Source organism: Stenotrophomonas sp. NY11291 (assembly GCF_023277365.1).
Lineage (GTDB): Bacteria > Pseudomonadota > Gammaproteobacteria > Xanthomonadales > Xanthomonadaceae > Stenotrophomonas > Stenotrophomonas geniculata.
On the sequence record NZ_CP096975.1, the window covers coordinates 2,317,655 to 2,341,220 of the forward strand.

A 23,566-nucleotide genomic window follows, 5' to 3' on the forward strand; every position below is an offset into this window, starting at 1 on the left:
GCTGCATTGTCCTGCGCGCGTTCATTTGGCACACTGCGCGGCTTCTCTTTTCAAGGATCGATGCCGTGCAGGAAATGATTCTGCCGTTGAAGCGCTATGCCCAGTTCGAGGGCCGCGCCAACCGCCGCGAGTATTGGATGTACCAGCTGTTCCTGTTCCTGGTGGCGACGGCAGTGATGCTGCTGGCCGGCGTGCTGGCGATCCTCCTGCGCAACAGTCCCGATGCGCTGGCCGGCATCCTGATCGGGATGGTGGTGCTGCTCTGCGTGATGTGGCTGGCGACGATCGTGCCGCTGATCGCGGTGACCGTGCGCCGCCTGCATGACTGCAACCAGTCGGGCTGGCTGTTCCTGCTGGCGCTGGTGCCGGGCGGTGGAATCGTGATCATGATCTTCTCGCTGCTGCCGGGCACGCCGCAGGAGAATGTCTATGGTCCGGTTCCGTCCGGGCCCTGACACTGCGTGAGTCGCACACGGCCCGACGCTACAGCACAGGTGAATGGAGTCGGCGTAACGCCGGCTTCATTGTTTCCGGGCCGCTGCCGGCGCTACGCCGCGCGCGCCGTTATGGGCAGGCCCAACGGGCTGTTGTGGATGATGCCCCATTGTGGGTACTGGCTGTCGTGCAGCTTGACATCGACGAAGCCTGCTTCCTCCAGCAATCGCACCAAGTGCGGGTATGAAAAGATCCTCAGTTCCAGCGTGGAGCCGTCACCGCCGTGGAAGGACAGGTCAGAGAATCGCTGCTCCCTGCCATCCTTGGTGATGTTGACAAGGATCCGGTCCGGGCCCGTGCCCTCGATCCGGTAGTCGTTGAGTTCGGGAAAGTGCTCGATCGTGACGTCGTGATATCCATAGGGAACGGTGAGTGCAAGAAGTCCGCCCGGCTTCAGCAGCGCCCGCAGGTTCCCGAGCGTGCGTTCGCACGGTCCGTCCACGTGTTCCAGGACATCGGAGCTGACAACGAAGTCATGTTTCCCCAGGTATTGCTCTGCCGGGTGCCGGATGTCCAGCATCGGCTGGGTGTGGAAGTAGGTATTGATGTAGTCGAACTTCCGCCGCAGGGCCACGGCATAGATGTGCGCGTCGGTCATTCCGATTCCCTTGAGCTGTTTGCAACCGGGGATGCGTTCAAGCACGCGGACCTCCCGCCCCTCGTCCATTTCGGTCTGCAGTGCCGCCATGAGGGCTCGGAACCGGAGCGTGGATCCGCAGCCGATGCAGCTACGCGCCTCCCGCTCGGCGATGACCTCCCGAGACGCCCGCAAACGGAAGCCACAGATGTTGCAGGCGGGCCTTTCGGCGCTCGGGACGCTCACGGCAAAGACGTGCGGGCGAATGGTGTCGAGCGCTTTTCGGGCAAGGTTACGGCAAATGGCGTACACGCTGTGACAGTCCCTGTTTGTGTTGATGTTGCGTAGCTTGCCGCATGCCCGCTGCACGAATCCAGCCTGAAGGCCTTCATCGCGCGCGTGATACACAGCGTGACGTTCGATCGATGTGATAATCATTCGCGTTTAAGGTAGACTGCGGTCCCTTGTGAACCGGCGGCCCTGGGCCGCTTCTGCTGCCGCTGATGAAGCATTTCGTCCCGCCTTCGCGCCGTGGTCTGCTGGCCCGCGGCCTGGCCGCCTTGATGATGGGTCTGCTCCTGGCCACCCCGTATGCCTATGCACAGCAGCGCAATCCGCTGCAGAAGATCGGCCACACCGTGCTCGACGAGCCGGCGGCCAGCTACCGCTTCGAGCATTTCGTGGTGGACAGCCCGGACCGGCAGCGCCGTTGGCGGGTGAACCTGGCAATCCCGGCCAAGGCCGGCAAGACACCCTCCCCAGTGTTGTACGCGCTGGACGGGAACGCCGTCGCCATGGTCCTGGACCAGCCGCTGCTGGCCGAACTGGCCACGCGCAAAGCACCACCGGTGCTGGTGCTGATCGGCTACGACAACGACCTTCGGATCGATTCCAAGGCGCGCACCCGCGACTACACCGCGTGGATCGACCGTGCCGACGACGAGAGCGGTACAACCCAGGCGGTCGGTGGTGGTGCCGCGGCCTTCCTGGATGTGATCGAGCGCCGCATCAAGCCGGAAGTCGAGCGTCGCGCACGCATTGATACGCAGCAGCAAGCGCTGTGGGGTCACTCGCTGGGCGGCCTGTTCGTGCTCAATGCGCTGTACACCCGTCCCGCCGCCTTCCAGTCCTACCTGGCGGCCAGCCCGTCGCTGTGGTGGAGCCAGGGCGCGGCGCTGGGTGATCCGGAACAGCAGTTCGTGCAGAACGTGCATGGCCAGTCGGCAAAGCTCTGGCTGATGCTGGGCGGCGCCGAGCGGGTCGGTGATCGTGGCAAGCGCGACATGAACAATCCGCGCGTGGTCGCGCACCTGCGCCGCATCGGTGGCGCCACCCCGGATGCGGCGATGCAGTTGTCCGAACGGTTGGCCAAGGTGCCGGGCCTGAGCGTGCAGTACCGCGAGTTCGACGGCCTCGGCCATGGCCCGATGCTGCCCGCGTCGTTCCATGCCGCGCTGCATGAGTTGTACGGCGTGACCGACCGCAGCGCCGGTGACGGTGTCCCCACGGGCGGTGACAACGCCGCCGAGTGAATCCCTTCGCACGCGATGCCGTGCGACCCCACTACCCAGGCGAGGCTGCCGATGTGCAGCGGCCCAGGCAACCGATGAATCCCGCGCCACGTGGCGCGGCCTACGTGTGCAAGGAGCCTTCCATGTCGTTCCGTCCGTCTTTCCGTCTCACCTCTCTCGCCGCCGGCCTTTTGCTCGCGGTGACCGCCAACGCGCAGCCGGTGTTCGATCAGCCGGCCAACGCCACCTTCAAGGGTGAGGTCGTCTCGCGCGGTGAGAACGTGGTTCCCGGCAGCACCGCCGACGTGGTCGGCCGCGGCTTCGTGCCGGGCCAGAAAGTCAGCCTGCTGCGTGGCGACAGCGTGCTCAACACGCAGCCGGTGGTGGTCGACGCCGATGGCAACTTCAAGACCCAGCTGAGCATTCCGACCGACGCGGTGCCGGGCACTCACCCGGTGGTGGTGCGCGCCAGCCAGCCGGCTGCAGCCACCGTGCTGAAGCTGCGCGTCTCGCCGCAGCTGCCGCTGTCCGGCCAGGCGCAGTTCGCCACCCAGTCCAACAAGCTGGTGCCGGGCCTGTACCAGTCCGCCTACAGCGCCGCCAGCAACGCGGTGTTCGTCACCTCGGCCGTGGGCCGCCCGCCGGTGACCCAGTCGCAGCTGCTGAAGCTGGACCCGAAGACCCTGAAGGTAACCAAGGCGATCACCCCGGCGCAGGTGCCGGGCAGCACCAATGGCGCGGTCTATGCGGTCTACGGTGTGGGCGTGGATGACACCAACGGCAATGTGTGGGTGACCAATACCCGCCAGAACTCGATCGCGGTCTACCGCCAGAAGGACCTGTCGCTGGTCCACCAGTTCCCGGTCGACACCGTGCCGCACGCGCGCGACGTAGTGGTCGACGGCACCCGCGGCAAGGTGTTCGCTTCGGCCACCGGTGAGGACCACCTGTCGGTGTTCGATGCCAGGACCTTCAAGGAACTGGCGCAGGTGACGCTGGAATCCGGCGTGGATGACGGCAAGTTCACCCCGATGAGCCTGGTGCTGGACGAAAAGGCTGGCAAGCTGTTCACCGTCAGCATCGGCACCCCGGAAGCGGCAGTGATCGATGTGGCCAGCGGCAAGGTCGACAAGGTCATCGACCTGGGCAATTCGATCAGTGCCTCGGGCGTGGCCTTCGACGCGGCACGCAACCGCCTGTACGTGGCCTCGCAGGGCACCGACAACCTGCTGATCGTCGACGTGGCTGCCGGCAAGGTGCTGCATGACGTGCCGGTCGGCGCCGGCGCGCTGAACGTCGCCTTCGATGATGCCTCCGGCCTGGCCTATGTCAGCAACCGTGGCGCTGGCACGGTCACCGTGGTGAATGGTGACGGCAAGGTGGTCGCCAACCTCGATGGTGGCACGCTGCCGAACCATGTGCGCGCCGATGGCAAGGGCAACGTGTTCGCGGTGAACAAGTCGCGCGGCGCCGAAGACCCGAAGGGTGACCGCATCACCCGCATCACCCCGAAGCAGTAAGTCACACGGTGGGGCGGCGTGTGCGTCGCCTCACCAGCAAGGAGAACGAGCATGAACATCGCGTCCCGTCTGCGCCTGTGTGCGCTTCCGTTGGCTGTTTCGCTGGCGCTGGCCGCCTGTGGCGGTGCGTCGACGCCGCCTGATGGCAAGACGCCTGCCGAGCCGCCCGCGGCAACGGCGGCGGCTGCGGAAACCGCGCTGCCGGCAGGTTGGCAGCGCGTGGCCGGTGCCGAAATGCCGGCCGTGCACGACCAGAAGGCCGTGCTGCCGGCCAAGGTGCATTCCGATGATGGTGCCGACGTCGAAGTGGCCGACACCAGCCGGATCATTGCCGGTGGTGACGATGTCATCGCGGTGATCGAGGCGCTGGGTCTGGGCAAGCAGGTATTTGCCGCGCCGACCAACACCACCACCCAGGCCGGCCTGGCCGCACCGCATCAGTTCCTGTTCAACCGCACTACCGGCGTGGAGGGCGTGCTGAGCCTGCAGGGCTCGCTGTTCCTCGGCAACAGCCTGCGCCGCCACACCGAGCTGGCCAGGAAGCTGCGCGAAGTGGGCGAGCCGGCCGTGGTCATCGATGACCTGCAGCCGGCCCCGGACAAGGTGCGCAAGGTCGCCGCCGCACTAGGGCTGGCCGAGGCAGGGCAGGCGCTTGCCACGCAGGTGCAGCGCCAGCTCGACGAGGCTGCAGCGATTGGCAAGGGCCTGGGCCATGCGCCACGAGTGATCCACGTGTCGGCAACTGGTGCCGGTGGCTCGCCGACTGTTGCCGGTGCCGACAGCGCATCGGCGCAGCTGATCGCACTGGCTGGCGGCGTCAACATCGGCACCGAGGCCGGGGTGAAGAACTACTCGCAGCTGAGCAATGAAGGCGTGGTTGCCGCGGCACCGGAGGTGATCCTGGTGACCGAGCATGACCTGGAGCTGTTCGGTGGTGCCGAGGGCCTGTGGAAGGCGTACCCGACGTTGAAGCAGACCCCGGCCGGGCAGGCCAATCGGGTCTGGGTGATGCCGGATGTGCAGCTGAAGTACACCAGTGTCGGTTCCGGTGCTGGCGCACTGGCGCTGGCCAAGGCCCTGGCGGCGTTGCCCAAGGCATGAGTCCGGCGGATCGGCGCCGCCGTCGCGGGCGGACAATGTTGCTGGTGGCGTTGCTGGCACTGCTGGGTGCGGTGCTGGCCTCGTTCGCTGTGGGCCCGCTGCGGCTGCCGCCGCTGGAGGTGATGCAGGCATTGGCGGTGAAGCTGGGCCTGCTGGATCCGCAGGCGGTCAGCAGCCGTGATCTGGCGGTGGTCTGGCAACTGCGCATTCCGCGTGCCCTGCTGGGGGCGATGGTGGGCGCGTCTCTGGCGATGGCCGGTGCCAGCCTGCAGGGCCTGTTCGGTAACCCGCTGGCCGACCCCGGCATCGTCGGTGTCAGCCAGGGTGCTGCACTGGGTGCGGTGGCCGCCATCGTGCTGGGCGCCGCCGGTGCGGCGGGCTGGCTGGTGCCTGTGGCCGCGTTCGTCGGCGGTGCGCTGGCGATCGGCCTGACGTATGCGTTGGCCCGGCCTGGCAAGGGCACGGGTAACGCCACGCTGCTGCTGGTCGGTATCGCGATGGCCGCGTTCTGCTCGGCGCTGATTGGTTTCCTCACTTACATCGCCAGCGAAAGCGAACTGCAGTCGCTGGTGTTCTGGCAGATGGGCTCGCTCGCGCGCGCCAACTGGGCCGACGTGGCTGCGGTGGTACCGTTGTTTGCGATTGGCGTGTTCGCGTTGCAGCGACTGGCCACGCCGCTGGACATGCTGGCGCTGGGCGAGCGCCAGGCACAGCATCTCGGGCTGGATGTCACCCGCACGCGGCGTCGCCTGGTGGCGTTCAGTGCGCTGCTGGTGGGTGCGGCGGTGGCATTCGCTGGTTCGATCAGTTTCGTGGGCCTGGTGGTGCCGCACGTTGCGCGCCTGCTGGTTGGCCCAGGCCATCGCTGGCTGCTGCCATTGTCCGGCCTGCTCGGCGCGTTGCTGATCGTGGTGGCCGACACCGCCGCACGCACGCTCGATCCGCCCGCGGAGATTCCGCTGGGCTTGTTCTCGGCCGCGCTGGGCGCACCGTTCTTCCTCTGGCTGGTGCTGCAGCAGCGCCGCAAGGCGGCCCCATGAGCGTGCTACTGAAACTGCACGAGGTGGTGGTGCGCCGCCAGCAGCGCGAGATCCTGCATGGCATCTCGCTGGCGTTCGAGCCGGGTACGGTGACCGCCCTGGTTGGACCGAATGGCGCGGGCAAATCCACGCTGTTGGCGGTGGCTGCCGGTGACCTGCGCGCTGATGTGGGCGAGGTGAGCCTGCTGGGCAAGCCGCTGGCCAGCTACAAGGCCGGACCACTGGCGCGCGAGCGCGCGGTAATGCCACAGGAGCACGGCGTGCGCTTTGCCTTCAGCGTGGAAGAAGTGGTGGCGATGGGGCGTTTGCCGCATCCGCCGGACCCGGTCACGGACGATGCCCGGGTGGAAGCGGCCATCGATGCAGCCGAACTGCAGGCGCTGCGCCTGCGCGAGGTGCAGCAGCTGTCCGGTGGCGAATCGGCTCGCACCACGTTCGCGCGCGTGCTGGCGCAGGACACGCCGCTGTTGTTGCTTGATGAGCCAACGGCCGCGCTGGATCTGCGCCACCAGGAGCGCACGCTGCGCAGTGTGCGTGCCTGTGCCGAAGCCGGTGCGTGCGTGATCGTGGTGCTGCACGACCTCAATCTGGCCGCAGGCTATGCCGATCGCATCGTGCTGCTGGAACAGGGCAGGGTGGCGGCCGATGGCACGCCATTGCAGGTGCTGACCGAAGACAATCTTCAGCGCGTGTACCAGCAGGATGTGGTGGTGCTGGAGCATCCACGACGTGGGGTGCCGCTGGTGGTGGTGACCTGAGCGAAGGCCGTCAGGTTGCTCCGGGTATCATGGTTGCTTCGTTTTCTTCAATGGACTGATGCCATGATCCGTACCGTTACGCGCGGCGTGCTGCTTGCCGCGATGGTTGCTTCGGTGTGCGCTGCCAATGCAGCGTCGACCTCCCAGGTTTCGCTGGCCAATGCGGCCGAGCACGCCTCGCTGATCGAGACCCGGCATTCCAGTGGCGACGGTGCCGCTGTGACGTCGATGAAGACGCAGTACTTCGCCAACGAGGAAATGTCCGTGAGCTGGGACGACCAGCAGGTGCTGGTACTGTGCAGGGAGACGGCTTACCTGAAGATTCCTGCCGCCAAGCTCAAGACCGGAGCGTTGACCGCCGAGCAGCGGCAGATGATCGTCTATCAGGCGCTGATGTCCGGCCTGGGGGCTGTCGCCGGCGTTGTCGGGCCGGCAGGCGAAGTGGTAGTCGTGGCCGATGACGGTGGCGAGACCCGCAGCGTTGGCGAAAACAGCTGGGCCTATGGTGTTGAGCGATACGAGGTGATCACCCAGCGGTTGCCGGACGGTGCACTTCGGGTCCGGACCCGCAAGACGGAAACCGTGAATACCACGCCTCCGGCGGGCCCGGACGATATGTTCAGCACCGAGGACGACCAGGCGGCACGCTTGTCCGAACTGGCGCCGGTGGGCAGCTGGACCGAAGTAGTGGTGCGCGGTGGCGCGCGCCAGCCGCATGTGGATCCGGCGATGTCGCTGCAGGGCTGGATCTCGATGGGCGATGACCGGGCTGCGACGGTGGCCGAGGCGCGCAAGCTGCACGGCTGCAAGTAAGGGCCGCCAGGGGTCAGATCCCTTTGCCAGGGGCAAAGGGATCTGACCCCTATCGTTGCCGGCCTCATCGTTCCATTTATGTGCTCAATATTCACTTGCGCGCCAGATTGGCAGGTCTAGAATGCGCCCCATGAACCGGATGCCGCTCCTGAAGTTTTTCACCCTGACCCGCGCAAGCGCGGAACGGGCGTGTCTGCCTGGAGCCCCACGAGGCCGTTGAGACGGCCATCGCTGGACCTTCGACAGAGCGCCCTTCGGGGCGCTCTTTTCGTTTCCGCAGTTCCATTTCCCGTAACCCGATGTACCGCAAGGAGAACGTGCCATGCACCAGATCGCCGAGACCGAACGCTAGCCGCGCACCCTGTCGCCAACCGGGGTGCGCGGCCCCCGAAGTTGGCTTTGCAGGAACCTTTCTCATGAACACCCAAGTCCTTTCCCGCCGTCGCAACCTCGGCATCATTGCCCACATCGATGCCGGCAAAACCACGCTGACCGAACGCCTGCTGTGGAAAAGCGGCGAGATCCACCGCGTCGGCGAAGTGCACGACGGCAATGCGACCACCGACTTTTCGGCGATCGAGCGCGAGCGTGGCATCACCATCGGCGCTGCCGCCGTGCAGGCGCAATGGGCACCGCGTGACCTGCCGCCGCATCGGCTGACCCTGATCGACACCCCCGGTCACATCGATTTCGCGATCGAAGTCGAACGTTCACTGCGCGTGCTCGACGGTGCCGTGGCCGTGTTCTCGGCCGTGGACGGCGTGCAGCCGCAGTCCGAGACGGTGTGGCGCCAGGCGCGCCGCCATCGCGTGCCGCTGATCGCTTTCGTCAACAAGATGGACCGCGTTGGCGCTTCGTTCGAGCGCGTGCTGGAGCAACTGCAGGACAAGCTGCGGGCGCGGCCGTGGGCACTGGGCGTGCCGTTGGGCAGCGAAAGCGGCTTCAACGGCTGGGTCGATCTGGTCGAAGAGCGCGTGCTGCAGTGGCAGAATGACGCCGCAACCACGATGACCCCGTGGGACGACGCGGTGCGCGCCCAGTGGCAGGCACAGCGCGATGCGCTGGTCGAAGCCGTGGCTGATCACGACGAGCAACTGGCCGATGCCTGGCTGGAAGGCCGCGTGATCGATGCCGGGACGCTGCGTGCGGCGATCCGTCGGGCGACGCTGGCAGGTGCGGGCGTGCCTGTGCTGGCCGGTGCTGCGTTCAAGGACAAGGGCATCGAAACGCTGCTGGACGCCGTGGTCGATTACCTGCCGTCGCCGCTGGATCGCCCTGCGGTGAGCGCCGAGAGCGAAGGTGGCGAGGTGGTGCTGCCGCCGGATCCGGACGGTCCGCTGGCGGGCCTGCTGTTCAAGATCACCCACCAGCAGCACGGCGCGCTGAGCTTCGTGCGGCTGTACTCGGGCACCTTGAAGGTGGGCGACGCCGTGGCCAGTTCGCAGCATCCGCAAGGGCGGCGCGTCAGCCGCCTGGTTCGCGTGCAGGCCGACCAGACCCACGACATCGAACAGGCCGTGGCCGGTGACATCGTCGCGGTACTGGGCTGGAAGGATGCGGTCAGTGGCGAGACGCTGAGCGGCCGTGCGCAGCCGCTGCGCCTGGAGAACATCCAGGCACAGGCGCCGGTGCTGGCCTGGCGGCTGGAGCCGGCGCGTGCGGCTGACCTGATCCGGATGGCGCAGGGACTGGCCAGCCTGGCCCAGGAAGATCCGTCGTTCCGCGTCGAAACCGATCGCGATACGGCGGAAACCCTGGTCTGGGGCATGGGCGAGCTGCACCTGGAGGTGATGGTCGAACGCCTGCGCAGCGAATGGAAGGTGGACGTGGGCGTGGGCTCGCCGCGCGTTGCCTACCAGGAGACGCCGATGCGTGCGATGACGGGCGTCGTCGGGCGGCTGGTCAAGCAGACCGGCGGCCAGGGCCAGTTCGCGCACGTGGTGCTGGACGTGGCGCCGCGTAAGGACGACCAGATCGTGTTCAACGATCGCATCGTCGGTGGCGTGGTGCCGCGCAGCTTCATCGCGGCGGTGGAAAAGGGCGTGCGTGCCGCACTGTCGGAAGGGCCGCAGGGTCATCCGGTGGTCGGTATCGAGGTCAGTCTTGTCGATGGCCAGACCCATGCCAAGGACTCGTCGGAGATGGCGTTCCATCGTGCGGGTGCCGAGGCGATCAAGACGGCGCTGGCCGAGGGTGGCACGCAGCTGCTGGAACCGGTGATGGCGGTGACGGTGCATTCGCCGTCGGCGTCGGTGGGTGATGTGGTGGGCGACCTCAACCGTCGGCATGGTCGCATTGCCCGCATCGACGACCAGGACGGTCGCGCCGAGGTCAGTGGCTTTGCGCCGCTGGCGCAGCTGGTGGGTTACACCACGTCGCTGCGTTCGCTCAGCCAGGGGCGGGCGAGCAGCGAGGCGCACCTGCACGGCTATGAGCCGGTACGCGCTGCATGAGGAAGGTGAGGGGAGCCCGTTCGCGGGCTCCCTTTTTTTTGTGGTCGGGAACGCGCATCCACGCATGGCGCGGATCTACTGGGAGTTGGCGGGTTTCCGTATCCACACAAGGCGCGGCGATTCCGCAGTAGATCCATGCATGCGTGGATGGAGCCCTCGGCATGCGATTTTTTGCATTGCATTGCAACAAAACTGCAGAAAAGGCTGGATTAAAGTGATGCCTCACGATAAATTGCGCACCCCCCGTTGCTCGCCGCCGCCCGCACCCCTCTCATGCGTGATGACAAAGACCCCGGAACCCTGGAGCTGACCCTGCCGCGAAAGCGCGGTCGTCCGCCCAAGTTCGGGTACGCCATGAGTGATGCGCAGCGGGCCGCGCGCTACCGCGCGCGCCGGGCAGGGCAGGCCAACCACGCCGATGTGCGCTCCTGCTCGGACATGGTACTGCTGGACAAGATCCGCGCCGCAGTCAGCGCGCGCGACACCGAGCTGGCCGGTTTCCTGGTCCACGTGCTCTGGCAGCGCTACCCCCTGCAACTGAAATAGGCCGTCGGTGGGGTGGCCGTTGTCATCGAGCTTGTTGATAATGCGGGATTCAGGTTGTTCCCGCTGGCGCGCCCGGGATGGCAGGCGCGCATGATCGAACGGTTCCCAAGATGACGACCACCAGCGACACCACCACCGAAGCGGCGCCGAGCAGCGCCCCCCTGTTCTACACCCGTCCGGTGCCGCTGCAGGCCGATGTGCATGCCGATCTGCGCATCCTGCCGGGCAAGCTCGAGTTTGCCGCCGGCAACAACGCCATTCCGCTGGTGCTGGGCGAGTTCTCGCTGGCCCTGCACCACTTCCCGATCCTGTTCGCTGGCCCGACCGCCGTGCCGATGGCCGCCGTTGGTGTTTCCGACCAGAACCTGTTCATCAAGGACGGCCTGTGGGAAGACGAGGCCTATATTCCGGCCTATCTGCGTCGCCACCCCTTCATCTTCATCGACACCGGTGCGGACAACGACTTCCTGCTGGGCATCGACGAAGAGAGTTCGCGCGTGGTCAAGGGCGGTGACGAAGGCCAGCCGCTGTTCGTGGACGGCAAGGCCACCGACATGGTGCAGCAGGCGCTGGAGTTCTGCGGCCAGTACACCCGCGAGCATGAACAGACCCAGGCCTTCTCCAAGGCCCTGATCGACAACGGCCTGCTGGTCGAGCGCAATGCCACCGTGCGTACCCCGGATGGCCGCGAGTTCAATCTCAACGGCTTCCTGGTGGTGGACGTGGAGAAGTTCGTGGCGCTGCCGGAAGCGACCGTGGTCGAGTGGCACCGCAGCGGCTGGTTGGCGCTGATCCATCAGCACCTGATGTCGCTGGGTCGCTTCAATGACCTGACCCGTCGCCAGGTCGAGCGCCTGGCGGCCTGATCAGGCCGATGGTGCGGCTTCCGCCCTGCGGGAGCCGTGCCACTGCTGCAATCCCTGCAGCAGCCGCCGCGCCTGGACCCAGTCGGGCGCGGCCTCATGCCCCATCTCCCACAGAGCGGCCGCCATGCCGGCCTGATCCATTGCCCGGCACATCTGCAGCGTGCCCTGCAGGCGGTGCGCATGGTGGCGTAGTGTCGCAGCATCGACGTCGTGCACGGCCTTTTCGATCCTGGCCAGCTCATAGGCAATGTCCGCAGCGTAATCCGGCTCGACGCCAGGGGCGTCATCGGGCGCAGTACGGTGCGCCGGGGGCGGAAGGCCCAGCGCCTGCAGCAAGCTCGCAACCCGCAATGGCTTGACCAGGATGGCGTCGAATCCGGCCCTTCGGCAGCGCGCCGCATGGCGGCGCCCCATGCGGGCGGACAGGGCAATCACTCGCAGGGGGGACTCTGCCTGCGCGCGCAGCTGCTGCGCCAGAGCGTAGCCATCCGAGTCGCGAAGCCCGATGTCCAGCACGACCGTGGCGCGCGGTCGTAGCGCGTGCTCGGCCAATGCGGTGTCGGCATCGGCAACCGCGCGTACATCCGCACCCAGCCGGCGCAGCTGCTCTGCGACGATGTGCCGGCTGAGTGCATGATCTTCGACCAGGAGCAGGTCGATGCCGGCCAGTGGTGTCTGCTGCAGCGGCTCGATGGGTGGCGGATCGCCGTGGACGGCGCGGACCGGCAATCGCAGGGTGAAGCGGCTGCCGCGCCCATGCACGCTGTGTACGGTCAGGTTGCCGCCCATGGCAACGGCCAGTTCGCGCGCGATCGTCAGGCCCAGCCCGGTGCCGCCACGTCTCTGGCCAACCTCGCTCTGCTGGAATGGCCGGAACAGAAGCGCCAGTTGAGCGGGCGCAATGCCGATGCCGCTGTCGATCACATCCAGCAACAGCTCCCGGGGAGACAGGGCGGGCGATAGTTGCAGGCGCATTTCGATACCACCGACATCCGTGAATTTCAATGCATTGCCCAGCAGGTTGTCGACAATCTGGCGCAGTCCATCGGCATCCAGCGCGACCACCGGCGCTGGATCGGGCGTGCGATCGAGCTGGAGTGACAGGCCTCTCCGTAGTGCCTCCGGCCGGATGGCTTCCAGTGCACGGGCACAGAGCTGACCGACGTCACAGGGCACGGGATGCGGCCTGAAGCTGCCGCTGGCAAGGCGCGAGAACGCCAGTGAGCGATCGAGCAGCCTGCGCAGCGACTGGCCGGCAGCAAGCGCTGCCGCGAGCAGCTCGCGCTGCCCCTTGGGCAGGTGTGACTGGCTCAGCAGGTCGATCGAAGCCAGAATCGTCTGCGCGGAATTGCGCACCTCATGGCTGATCATCCCCGCCGCGCGCCCCAGGCGGCGTTCCGTGCGGCCGATTCGCCAACGTAGCGCCTGCCAGAGCACGGGCAGGCCGATGAGTGCCGTGGCCAGACACAGCAGCCATCGCAGGAGCGGGAGGCGCATCTGGTCAAGTGGGCTCTCGATGGATGCGGGCAGCATCTGCTGTGCCCACAACTCCAGCAGCCCTGCGTGCTCTTCGAGCGTGATGGCGCGCAGCGCCTGATCGATGCGCGCCAGCAGCTGCTGGTCCTCGCGGCGGACAAACAGGTGCAGATCGGTGGAAAAATCGCTGTCGAACGGGTGCAGTTGCAGGTTGCCCGCGAAGTGCTTCCGGATCATCGACTGCAGCGTTGCTTCCAGGCCGATGGCCGCATCGGCGATACCGCTCTCCACGGCGGCCAGCGCCGCATGGCGGTCGTGAAGGTGCAGCAGGTGGATCTGAGGATGGTGGGTCGCCAGCCAGTCGGCATAGGGGCCACCGTCAACGACGGCCAGCACCTGCGCCCTCACCCCGGTGACGTCACGGGGTGGGCGCTCGCCTCTACGCGAGGCCAGCACCGTCCTGCCGCCATGGAAAGCGCCCGATGCCATCAGGTCGGGACAAGGAAGCGGGCGATGCGAAGGATTGCCCATGACCAGCACCAGGTCAGCCTCGCGCCGGCAGACGGCAGCGACCGCCGCGCTCGTGCTGGTGTAGTTGAGATCGCGGAAGCGCAGGCCGGAATGCTGAGCGACAAGGTCGGCATAACCATGGGCGAGGGTAGGGGGCGTGCGTGAATCCTCCAGCGCTGCAGGTAGCGGGCGCAGTGATGGCGCGGTGGCAACCCGCACTTCGCGGCCGGCGGACCATTCCTGCAGTTGCGCATCCTCGGCGGAGGCTGCGGGCAGCAGGATCAGGGCCAGCAGCAAGGTGCACGAAGTGCGCAGACGGAGACGAGCGCGGCGCCTCATCGCCCCCCCAGCTGCCGCCGCAGTGCATAGATCTCCACGTCATTGCGCAACCCGAGCTTGCGCAGGGCGGCGACCTTCTGGGTGCTGACCGTCTTGACGCTGCGGTGGCGGTGCAGCGCGATCTCGGAGACGGTCAGGCCTGCCAGAAGCAGGTCCAGCACTTCGCGTTCGTTGCGACTGAGTTCCTCGCGGTTGGCCGGGAACAGGCAATCGGCGGGCAGGCGGCACAGTCCCTGCGATATGCGTACGATGGCTTCAGACAGCATCTCCAGGGGCTCGGACTTGCTGACCACGCCGCTGATGCCGGCCGTCAGCAGGTGATCGATGCGGGTGGTTGGCGTCAGCGTGGCGAAGGCGAGCAGGGGAACATGAGGAAAGCACTCGCGCAGGAGAGAAACCAGTTCATCACTGCTGCGGTCGCCGGGCGCCAGGGTGAGATCGATGATGGCGACATCCACTGCCAGCCGGCGCAGGCTGCCAACGAGCTCATCGCTGCGGGTGTGGCTGGCGACGATGTCGAAGCGGATGTCGCGGGACAGGTGCAGGACGGTGCCGCGGCGGACGACTTCGTGATCGTCGAGGAGTGCCAGCCGCAGTCGGCGCGGTGCAGGGTATCCATTCATGCGCTGGGAGGTGATCGGCGCCCGAAGGGCGTGGCGATCATTCTGGCGCTGCTGTCGCGTCGAGCATCGAATTTGTTGGATTTTTGCGATTATTCCTAAGGGTCGATGTACAAGATCCATCAATCCAGTGTTGCCGATTGATGCAGTGGATCGTCAGGCCACAGTCAGGCCCTTCAGGGCACGTCGCCCCCGCTGCGCAGGTCGCGGGCCATTTCGCTGGTCGCAGCCCATCCGAGATCGGCATACAGAGGCTTCCCTTGGGCGGTAGCGTGCAGCACCGCGTAGGCCACCCCTCGCCCGGCGAACGCGTTGTCGGCCAGCTTCATCAGCTGGCGGGCGATGCCGCGACGCCGGTAGCCGGGCTCCACGTAGACATTAAGTACGTAGCCGCGCGAGTCCTGCTCTGGATGGGCGGGGTGGGGCGGCCAGTCGATCAGCATCAGGCCGATGCCTGCGATGGGTTGTCCATTGTCGGAAAGGACATGGCCGAAGTAGTCGCCCGACATCAGGCGCGGCTCCAGCCATCTACGGAACGGGGCGGCCATCTGCTGCAGGACCTCTTCGCTCCGGCCGCTTTCACGGAACATCGCTTCACGGTGGGCACAGATGAGGTCGAGATCGCACGGAAGGATCTGCCGGACGACGAAGCCATTCCAGGAGGCTGTGATGGTATTGTCCGGAGTGCTGTCCATCGATCGTGTATCCGTTCAGACCCTGCTGGCTTGCCCAGCACCGTATCTGAAGGGCGCATGGTGAAAGCACCACGTTGCAATGATTGATGATCGATTGTTGCTCCAGGACGATCCACCGGGGACGAGGGTGCGGTGTCATCGCACCGACTGCGGTACCCGCCTCAGCGTGCGGGTGTCGTAACCCATCGCCGCAATCCGCTCGACTGCCTGCTGGTAGTCTCTGTCCGACACCTGCGGGGTGCGGGCCATATACCAGACGTAATCACGCTTGCTTCGCGCCACGATGGTCTGGCGGTAGCCTTCGTCGAGCCAGGCGATCACGTACTCAGCCTGGATCGGCCAGATGAACTGCATGCCCCAGATCGCGCCATTGCCTTCCTTCTCGACACGGCCGATGGGGTGCATCGACTTCTGTGGCGCATCAAAACTGCCCTTGCGATAGGTGAAGGTGGTCTGGATGCGCCCATCGGAGCGCAGGGCATAGCTCTCCACGGCGTCGAAGGCCTCGCGTTCAGGGCGCGATGGGATATGCGCGATCACGTACCAGTCACCCATGAAACGCGGCACATCCACCGCTGACGGACGCGGCAGTGGGCGCGTGTCGCTGGAGCTGCAGCCGGAACCGAACAGGCCGATCGCGATCAGGGGAAGCAGTGCAAACTTGCGCATGTCACACCTCAGCGGGGACGGAACAGGTAGTGGGCCACCAGCCATTGCTGGCCGTCGTCGTAGCCGAACAGCTCGGCACACGCCATCCAGAACATCCGCCAGCGTTGCCACCAGATCCGCGCAGCCGCCGGCCCATAGGTCGCCGCCAGTATCGGCATCACCCGGTCGCGTGCCGCATCCTGATTGGCCAGCCAGTGCTCGGCGGTGCGCTGGTAGTGGGTGCCGTCCAGCAACCAGCGCTGATCCAGCCGCAGGTCGCGCTGGAAATGCAGAAGGGTATCGGCGGCCGGCATCAGTCCGCCGGTGAAGAAATGGCGGCCCATCCAGTTGTCGCCACCCTCGGTTTCGAACGGGTACATCAGCGTGCGATGGGCAAAGATATGCACGAACAACGCACCGTCTGGCTTCAGCCACTGCGCGATGCGCGCCAGCAGGCGCTCGTAGTTGCGCACGTGTTCGAACATCTCGACCGACACGCAGCGGTCGAAGCGTGCCGCGGGCAGCTCAAGCTGGTTGACATCGCGGGTGATCACCTCGACGTTGCGCAGCCCCCTGGCTTCACACTGCGCCATGATGTGCTGGCGTTGGCTGTGCGAATTCGAAACGGCGGTGATGCTGGCCTGCGGGTAGCGTTCTGCCATCCACAGGGTCAGTGAGCCCCAGCCGCATCCCAGTTCGAGAATCTGCTGGCCATCGGCCAGGCCTGCGCGCTGGCCGTACAGTTCCAGCATCGCGTCCTCCGCCTGGTCCAGCGTTTCGCGCCCGGTGGGGTAGTAGCAGCTGCTGTACTTCAGTCGCTTGCCCAGGCAGGCCTGGAAAAAGGCTGCTGGCACTTCATAGTGCTGTCGGTTGGCTGCGTCGGTGTGTAATGCGAGTGGGCTGTCGGCCAGCTCGGCGATGCTCCGGCTGAAGCGCGCCGACTGGCCTTCGATGCCACCCTCGCTTTCCTCATGCAGGCGTCGCGCGCACAAGCGGCGGATGCCGGCACGCAGCGCCGCATCGGGGACCAGCCCGCGTTCGGCCCAGGCGATCAGCCCGGTTTCCGCGTCTTCGGCAGGATTCAGTGAGGGGATCGCGTTCATGCGGAATGCTCCTTGGAAGGGCGGGGGAACCAGGGAAAGAACATCGGCGTGCTGCGCTGATAGGCCTGGTAGTCGTCGCCGCGGCTGCGCAGGGCCTGCTTCTCGGTGAACGGGATGCCGCTGAGATAGCGCAGGAACACATACATCAGCACGGGGCCGAGCCAGGCCAGCCACCACAGCGGGGAGCCGACGGCCAGCAGCACGTAGGTGAACCAGTGCAGCCACTCGAAGAAGTAGTTGGGGTGGCGGGAATACCGCCAGAGTCCATCACGGCAGGTGCGGCCCTTGTTCGCCGGGTTGGCGCGGAACCGGGCCAGCTGCTGGTCGGCCAGCGATTCTCCGCCCACGCTCAGCAGCCAGACGAGCGCAGCCGCCATCACCCAGGGTGCCGTGCCTGCGGTTTGATTGGCGGCGACCGCGACGAAGGGCAGGGCAAACAGCACCACCAGCAGTGCCTGTGCCATGAAGAACCCGAAGATCTTTCCCTGGTGTCCTTGCCAGTGCTCACGAAGGTAGCGATAGCGCCCGTCCTCTTCTTCGTGCCGGACCCGGTGCCAGAGATGAAGGGCCAGGCGACCGCCCCACAGGCCACCGAGCACAGCCAGCGCCACCCGTGGCGTGACCGCACCCTCGCCCAGCAACGCCAGTAGCAGCGCGGCGGCGCCCACGCCCTTGGCCCAAAGTACGTCCACAACGCCGATGTTGTGGTGGCGGCGCTGCCAGGCCCAGCCCCAGCTCATCACCAGTACCGCGTAGAGCAGCACCCAGAGCAGGTTGATCATGATGACGCTCCGACCAGAGGTGGTTGTGGCGTGGTACGCGGGCCGCCACGGGCGGCGCGGCACAAGAGGGAAAGCGCAATGGCCCAGCCTGCACCCAGCACCAGGACGCCATGCCACATCGGGCTGTTGAACTGCACTGCATCGAATCCACGCGCGGCCGACAGGTAGGCCAGTGGCGCCAGCAGCAGGCCGAACAGAGGCGGCAGGGCAGGGTGTCGCTGAAGGAAGCGCATCGAGGTGGTCAGGGTCATGGCGAATGCCGCCCACAAGGCCATGATCCAGAGCGGTGGCGCCCACCCCGGCGGGGCAGCGGCGTAGCGCACGGTGCCGCTGGCGGCCGCAGTGGCATCGACCAGCCAGGCGCAGGCCAGCGCAAGCACCAGCAGCCGCAGGTCCAGTCGCGGATGCGCCGACGCCAGCAGCTGGCTGCCGATGTAGAGCGACGCGGCCAGCAACGCAGGCCACTGCCAGCCGCGGCCCGCGCCGGCTACCGCGCACAGCCATACCAGCTGGTTGCCAAGCAGATTGGGCCAGAACCGGCGCATTTCAGTTGCCTTCACCCGGTGCGCCCGCGGGCCGATGGCCCGGGCGCGCCAACAACAGATGCGAGACGCCGATCGAACGCTCCAGGAAGCCGCCTTCGCAGTAGGCCAGGTAGAAATCCCACAGGCGGCAGAAGCGGGCATCGAACCCCTGCGCCTGCACGGCAGGCAGCTGCGCAAGGAAGCGTTGGCGCCAGGCGCGCAGGGTCAGCGCGTAGGAATGGCCGAAGTCCTGCTGGGCGATCAGCTGCAGGTCGCTGGAACGCGTCTTGGCGGCCATGATCGCGTTGATCGATGGGATGAAGCTGCCCGGGAACACATAGCGCTTGATGTAGTCGACGCTGCGCCGGGCCTGCTCGTAGCGATGATCCTCGATGGTGATGGCCTGCAGCAGGGCAACACCATCGGGCTTCAGCAGTCGCTGCAGCGTGCCCATGTAGGTGTCCAGGTATTCCGCGCCGATGGCTTCGATCATCTCGATCGACACCAGCTTGTCGAACTGGCCCTGCAGGTCGCGGTAGTCCTGCATCAGCAGCGTGACATGGTCCTGCAGGCCCGCTGCCTGCACGCGCTGGGCAGCCAGCGCGTGCTGCTCGGCGGAGATGGTGGTGGTGGTGACGTGGCAGCCGTAGTGCTGCGCGGCGTGCAGCGCAAAACCACCCCAGCCGGTGCCGATCTCCACCACGCGATCGCCCGGCTTGAGCTGGAGTTGCTGGCAGATGCGGTCCAGCTTGCGGCGCGAGGCGGACTCCAGCGATTCGGATTCGCCGGTGAACAGCGCCGACGAATACATCAGGTCAGGCGACAGGAACAGGGCGAAGAAATCGTTGCCCAGGTCGTAGTGGGCGGCGATGTTGCGCCGGCTGCCCTCACGGCTGTTGCGGTGCAGCCGGTTCCATCCGCGCAGCAGCCAGCCAGCCACACGGGCCGGGCCCTGCTCCATGCCGTCCAGCAGTTCGCGGTTGCGTACCAGCAGTTGTATCAGGGCAACCAGATCATCGCAGTGCCACTCGCCCTGGATGTAGCTCTCGCCGGCGCCGACGCTGCCCTGCGCAGCGACCTTCCGGTAGAACGCGGGGTCATCGATGGTCACCGTTACCTGCAGCCCTGCGTGGGCGTTGCCCAGCCGGACCTCGCCAAGGGCATCGCGCACGCACAGGTGGCCATCGCGCAAGGGGGCAAGCTGCGCCAGCAGGCGGCGGCGCAGGAAGGCGTCCAGCGCGCCGGGGCGCGGCAGGGTCACCGAAGGCGTCATCGAGTTCATCGTGGTTTCCCGGCAAGGGTGGGGTGGTCGTGTACGGGGTTGCGCTTCAGCCACAGCCGCAGCGCGTGCCAGTGGATGGCGGCCACCACCTGGGTGGTCATCAGTGGGTAGCAGGCGAGGAGCCGCGCCAGCCCGCGGCCATCCAGGCGGCGGCGGTGCATCGTCTGGGTGGCATCGAACTGCCGGATGCCGTCGCGCCAGACCTGCATGTGCACGCGCAGGTCCTCATCGGGGCTGCTGAAGCGCCAGTCGTAGCGGCAGTCCATCGGCATGAACGGCGAGACGTGGAAGCATTTGTCGAACTGCCAACGCAGTGAGGTGCCGTCGTGCGTGGCCGTAGCGACCGGCAATACATAAGCGTGCCGTTCCTTCCAGGGCGTGTTGGTGATCTCGGCCACGATGCAGTCCAGCGTGCTGCCGTCGGCCTGGTAGCAGTAATAGAAGCTGACCGGGTTGAATACATGCCCGGCAAAGCGAAGGTGGGTGAGCAGGCGCACCGGCCCCGAAGGTCGATGACCGAGCGTCTTCGCGGCATGGTCGCGCACGGCATCGGCCAGAGGCTGTGCGGGATCGCCGAAGTAGTCACTGCGCCGGAACTCGGCGAGGTTGCGGCGATTGAGCGACCACAGCCAGCGCCCGGCAAACACGGTCTCCAGCTCATCAAGGTCGAGCAACAGCTGCGCAACGGGGTAACGGAACGCATGCGGGTGCGGATGATGGCGGCGGTGTACCACCTGCCCGAAATACAGTGCGCTGGCGCTCATGCCGCCACCTCGCCCGGCAGCGATACCTCGCGATGCGGTGCGCAGGCCTCCAGCGCATCCACCACGCGGCGGGCGCTGCGGATGCCATCTTCATGGAAGCCCCAGCCCCAATAGGCGCCCGCAAACCATGTGTGGCGGCGGCCCTGCAGTTCCGCCCAGCGCTGCTGTGCGCGCACTGCAGCGTGGTCGTGTACCGGGTGCGCGTAATGCAGGGTCCGCAGCACCTTGGCCGGATCGATCGCCTCTCTGCGGTTGAGGGTCACTACCAGGGGGACGTCACCCGGCAGGCCCTGCAGCAGGTTCATGCAGTAGCTGACCGTGCAGGGCGCCGCGCGATCCTGTGGCACGTGCGCGTTCCAGGCCGCCCACGCTTTGCGGTTGCGCGGCAGCAATGACGCATCGGTATGCAGCACCGCCTCGTTGGACTGATAGCGGATGGCGCCGAGGACCTCACGCTCGATGGCATCTGCGTCGGCAAGCAACGCCAGTGCCTGGTCGCTGTGGCAGGCCAGGATCACTTCGTCGAAGGCCTCCACGCCGGCGCTGCTGTGCACGCGTGCACCCCAGGGCATGCGTTCGACCCTGCTGACCGGGCATTGCAGCCGCTCATGCACACGCCAGCGGCGACGCAGCGCATCCACGTAGCGCGTCGATCCCCCGCTGACCACCCGCCAGCTTGGCCTCCCGGTCATCTGCAGCATCTGGTGATTGGCCATGAACTGGGCCAGGTAGCGCGCCGGGAACGCCTGCACGGTAGCCGTCGGCGAGGACCACAGCGCCGAGGCCATCGGCAGCAGGTGCTCGTCGATGAACGCCTCGCCATAGCGCTGGCTGCGCAGGTACTCGCCGAGCGTGGGACCGTCTTCTTCGGCCAGCAGCAACGGCGCGTCGCGATAGAACCGGCGCAGGTCGGCCAGCATGCCCCAGAAGCGCGGCGATACCAGATTGCGGCGCTGGCAGAACAGCCCATCCAGCGAGGTGGCGTTGTACTCCACACCGCTGCGCTCACTGTGCATGGAGAAACTCATCGTGGTCGGTTGCGAGGCTACACCCAGCTCGTCGAACAGCGCCGTCAGCAGCGGATAGTGCTGGGGGTTGAACACAATGAAACCGGTATCCACCGCCAGGCGTGCGCCATCCACCTGCACGTCGTGGGTGTGGGTGTGGCCGCCGAGGTAGTCGTTGGCCTCGAACAGCGTGACGTCGTGCTGGCCATCCAGCCACCAGGCACTGGCCAGCCCCGCGATACCCGAGCCGATGACCGCGATACGCACGTCAGTACCTCGCCTTGGCCAGAACCCACTCGGGGATGGGCTTGAGCCCTTTGACCAGGCCCAACATCGACATCGCGCGCAGTCCGTACCAGGTGAGGTCCACTTCCCACCAGCGGAATCCCTGGCGCACGGTGCCGGGGAAGAAATGATGGTTGTTGTGCCAGCCTTCGCCGAAGGTGAGCAGCGCCAGCCACAGGTTGTTGCGGCTGTCGTCGCGGGTCTCGAAGCGGCGGCGACCGAAACGATGAGCCAGCGAGTTGATGGTGACGGTGGCATGGAACAGCACGATGGTGGAAATGAAGAAGCCCCAGACCAGCAACTGCGGTCCCGAGGTGTGCAGGCCAGGCGCCCAGTGCTCCAGGGCGGCGCCCAGTGCGTACAGCGCTGCGGCCAGCACGACCGGCACTGCGGTATCGAAGCGGTCGAGCCAGCGCAGTTCGGGGAAGCGCGCCAGGTCAGGTACCCGCGACAGATCGGTGGCGAATGCCTCGCGGGTGAGGAACCAGCCCATGTGGCTGCGCCAGAAGCCGCCTTCGCGCGGCGAGTGCGGATCCAATGGCTGGTCGGCGTGACGATGGTGGTGGCGATGATGGGCAGCCCACCACAGCGGACCGCGCTGCACGCTGGAAGCGCCGATGACAGCGAACACGAACTGCACCGTTCGCGACGCGTGGAAGGTGCGGTGCGAGAAGTAGCGGTGATAGAACGCGGTGATGGCGAACATGCGCACCGCATAAAGCGCCATGGCCACGGCGACCGCCGTCCACGACACGCCTACCCAGACCACCGCGATGCACGCCAGGTGCATCAATGCGAAGGGTACCGCGCGCAACCAGTCGATGCGGCCGGGCCGTTCACCGGTGGCCACTACGCCATTGCCGGTATCGAACCAGCTCTGGAACGTACGCAGCAGGCGCCAGCGTCGACGGGGGAGGGGCGCTACAGAGGCCATGGCGGATCTCGGCGGGTGTCTTGGCTATCTGTACGCAGCAGAGCGTGCAGTGGATGCGACGCGACGCGGAAAATTTCGCCTTCACCCGGGCGTCACGGTGCAGCCGTCAACCAAGGGCTGGGTCCATACCCGCTGCCAGTCGCTTGCCGGGCGTTCGGCAGCTGGCGAGCTGAAGCGCACCGTCACCTGCGGGTAGCTGCCGCGGGCATCACGCAGGTTGCTGGTGCCGCGGAATTCCAGCAAGCGACGGTCGGCGTTGGCATAGACCAGTGACAGGCGGGGCGCGACGCCGCCGTACCAGGTGTCCAGACTGACGTCGATCGATTGGCCATCGATACCCTGCCAACGTACCGGACCGATGCGCCGCACCTGCACCGGGAAATAGCGCTGCCGTCCCGGCACCAGGAAGGGCAGGCTGATGCGTTCGCCGCGCAGCAGCGCCGGCCAGTGCGCGCGCACCGCGGCGTCGAACCCTGCATCGATCACCGCGTCCGGTGGCAGTTCAAGCTGGCGCCGCCGCAGCTCGCTGGCGGCATCCTCCTTCCAGGCAATCGACACCGAGTCGCCAGTGGCATCGACTACAGCAGCCTGGCCGCTGCGGCGGTCTTCCAGCGAGTAACCCCGTGCCTGCGGGCGGGCACTGGCGGGCAGATGCTTGCGGGCGAAGGGTTGACCACCCGGGCACTGGTACAGCACCCAGCGCTCGGCGCCCTCCGTTGCCTCGCGCCGCCAGTGCACTTCACGGTAGAGGATGCCGCCCTGCGCGGAGGTGGCCACGCCCTCGCTTCGCAGCCAGGGTGCCGCCAGCGCGGCGTGAGGCAGGCACAGCAGCAGCCAGGCAGTGCGCATGGGTCGTGATCCGGAAGGGAGGGCTCAGGGCGTACGGCAGCGGCGGCCGGTTGGATGCACAGCGCCGG

At 66.6% G+C, this 23,566-nt stretch carries 23 protein-coding genes; 10 read left to right on the plus strand and 13 right to left on the minus strand.

The genetic code is table 11. The annotated features are described in order from the left end of the window. Positions 1-65 precede the first annotated feature (65 nt). Positions 66-455, plus strand: coding sequence for a DUF805 domain-containing protein (locus tag M1L61_RS10860; RefSeq protein WP_029550756.1), 390 nt, complete (start codon positions 66-68; stop codon positions 453-455). Positions 456-547: 92 nt separating this feature from the next. Here M1L61_RS10860 and M1L61_RS10865 read toward each other — a convergent pair whose 3' ends face one another. Next, entirely contained in the window at positions 548-1,510 is a 963-nt protein-coding gene (locus tag M1L61_RS10865) for a methyltransferase domain-containing protein (protein WP_019337453.1), read from the minus strand. Positions 1,511-1,575: 65 nt separating this feature from the next. On the opposite strand from M1L61_RS10865, the gene M1L61_RS10870 reads away from it, so the two are divergent. The 9 genes from M1L61_RS10870 to M1L61_RS10910 all read left to right on the plus strand — a co-directional run bounded on the left by M1L61_RS10870 (position 1,576) and on the right by M1L61_RS10910 (position 11,680). Beyond that, positions 1,576-2,604 (plus strand): alpha/beta hydrolase-fold protein, encoded by a 1,029-nt coding sequence (locus M1L61_RS10870; RefSeq protein WP_248854725.1) that lies wholly within the window; start codon positions 1,576-1,578, stop codon positions 2,602-2,604. Positions 2,605-2,726: 122 nt separating this feature from the next. After that, positions 2,727-4,103 (plus strand): ATP-binding protein, encoded by a 1,377-nt coding sequence (locus M1L61_RS10875; RefSeq protein ID WP_248854726.1) that lies wholly within the window; start codon positions 2,727-2,729, stop codon positions 4,101-4,103. Positions 4,104-4,154: 51 nt separating this feature from the next. Continuing rightward, entirely contained in the window at positions 4,155-5,204 is a 1,050-nt protein-coding gene (locus M1L61_RS10880; RefSeq protein WP_248854727.1) for an ABC transporter substrate-binding protein, read from the plus strand. Further along, positions 5,201-6,244, plus strand: coding sequence for an iron ABC transporter permease (locus M1L61_RS10885; RefSeq protein WP_019337457.1), 1,044 nt, complete (start codon positions 5,201-5,203; stop codon positions 6,242-6,244). Before M1L61_RS10880 ends, M1L61_RS10885 begins: the two co-directional genes overlap by 4 nt. Continuing rightward, a complete protein-coding gene (locus tag M1L61_RS10890; RefSeq protein ID WP_248854728.1) occupies positions 6,241-7,002 on the plus strand; it encodes a heme ABC transporter ATP-binding protein in 762 nt (253 codons plus the stop codon). The genes M1L61_RS10885 and M1L61_RS10890 overlap by 4 nt, the downstream gene beginning before the upstream one ends. A gap of 63 nt (positions 7,003-7,065) precedes the next feature. After that, positions 7,066-7,815, plus strand: a complete 750-nt coding sequence (locus M1L61_RS10895) for a hypothetical protein (protein ID WP_126561102.1) — start codon at positions 7,066-7,068, stop codon at positions 7,813-7,815. A gap of 416 nt (positions 7,816-8,231) precedes the next feature. Then, complete coding sequence (gene fusA, locus M1L61_RS10900) at positions 8,232-10,268, plus strand: elongation factor G (protein WP_248854729.1); 2,037 nt, start codon at positions 8,232-8,234, stop codon at positions 10,266-10,268. A 273-nt stretch (positions 10,269-10,541) separates the two neighbouring features. Next, the gene (locus M1L61_RS10905; RefSeq protein WP_005409616.1) at positions 10,542-10,814 is read left to right on the plus strand and encodes a hypothetical protein; all 273 of its coding nucleotides are present in this window, start codon (positions 10,542-10,544) and stop codon (positions 10,812-10,814) included. A gap of 110 nt (positions 10,815-10,924) precedes the next feature. Then, positions 10,925-11,680, plus strand: a complete 756-nt coding sequence (locus M1L61_RS10910; protein WP_010485810.1) for a SapC family protein — start codon at positions 10,925-10,927, stop codon at positions 11,678-11,680. On the opposite strand, the gene M1L61_RS10915 is transcribed toward M1L61_RS10910, so the two are convergent. The 12 genes from M1L61_RS10915 to M1L61_RS10970 all read right to left on the minus strand — a co-directional run bounded on the left by M1L61_RS10915 (position 11,681) and on the right by M1L61_RS10970 (position 23,498). Then, positions 11,681-14,005, minus strand: coding sequence for an ATP-binding protein (locus tag M1L61_RS10915; protein ID WP_248854730.1), 2,325 nt, complete (start codon positions 14,003-14,005; stop codon positions 11,681-11,683). It abuts the gene before it with no gap. Continuing rightward, complete coding sequence (locus M1L61_RS10920; RefSeq protein ID WP_231298857.1) at positions 14,002-14,748, minus strand: response regulator transcription factor; 747 nt, start codon at positions 14,746-14,748, stop codon at positions 14,002-14,004. The genes M1L61_RS10915 and M1L61_RS10920 overlap by 4 nt, the downstream gene beginning before the upstream one ends. A gap of 53 nt (positions 14,749-14,801) precedes the next feature. Then, a complete protein-coding gene (locus M1L61_RS10925) occupies positions 14,802-15,320 on the minus strand; it encodes a GNAT family N-acetyltransferase (protein WP_010485804.1) in 519 nt (172 codons plus the stop codon). A gap of 135 nt (positions 15,321-15,455) precedes the next feature. Then, complete coding sequence (locus tag M1L61_RS10930; RefSeq protein ID WP_126561098.1) at positions 15,456-15,989, minus strand: lipocalin family protein; 534 nt, start codon at positions 15,987-15,989, stop codon at positions 15,456-15,458. 8 nt (positions 15,990-15,997) lie between these two features. Further along, positions 15,998-17,071, minus strand: a complete 1,074-nt coding sequence (locus tag M1L61_RS10935) for a cyclopropane-fatty-acyl-phospholipid synthase family protein (RefSeq protein ID WP_126561097.1) — start codon at positions 17,069-17,071, stop codon at positions 15,998-16,000. After that, a complete protein-coding gene (locus M1L61_RS10940; protein ID WP_010485798.1) occupies positions 17,068-17,853 on the minus strand; it encodes a DUF1295 domain-containing protein in 786 nt (261 codons plus the stop codon). The genes M1L61_RS10935 and M1L61_RS10940 overlap by 4 nt, the downstream gene beginning before the upstream one ends. Beyond that, entirely contained in the window at positions 17,850-18,398 is a 549-nt protein-coding gene (locus M1L61_RS10945; protein ID WP_057502827.1) for a DUF2878 domain-containing protein, read from the minus strand. Before M1L61_RS10945 ends, M1L61_RS10940 begins: the two co-directional genes overlap by 4 nt. 1 nt (position 18,399) lies before the next feature. Beyond that, positions 18,400-19,659, minus strand: coding sequence for a cyclopropane-fatty-acyl-phospholipid synthase family protein (locus M1L61_RS10950; protein WP_227199413.1), 1,260 nt, complete (start codon positions 19,657-19,659; stop codon positions 18,400-18,402). Beyond that, positions 19,656-20,423, minus strand: coding sequence for a DUF1365 domain-containing protein (locus M1L61_RS10955; RefSeq protein ID WP_126561095.1), 768 nt, complete (start codon positions 20,421-20,423; stop codon positions 19,656-19,658). Before M1L61_RS10955 ends, M1L61_RS10950 begins: the two co-directional genes overlap by 4 nt. After that, complete coding sequence (locus tag M1L61_RS10960; protein WP_248854731.1) at positions 20,420-21,697, minus strand: FAD-dependent oxidoreductase; 1,278 nt, start codon at positions 21,695-21,697, stop codon at positions 20,420-20,422. Before M1L61_RS10960 ends, M1L61_RS10955 begins: the two co-directional genes overlap by 4 nt. Position 21,698: 1 nt before the next feature. Then, the gene (locus M1L61_RS10965) at positions 21,699-22,649 is read right to left on the minus strand and encodes an acyl-CoA desaturase (RefSeq protein WP_049455041.1); all 951 of its coding nucleotides are present in this window, start codon (positions 22,647-22,649) and stop codon (positions 21,699-21,701) included. Between the two features lie 81 nt (positions 22,650-22,730). Beyond that, complete coding sequence (locus tag M1L61_RS10970) at positions 22,731-23,498, minus strand: hypothetical protein (protein ID WP_248854732.1); 768 nt, start codon at positions 23,496-23,498, stop codon at positions 22,731-22,733. Between the last annotated feature and the right edge of the window lie 68 nt (positions 23,499-23,566).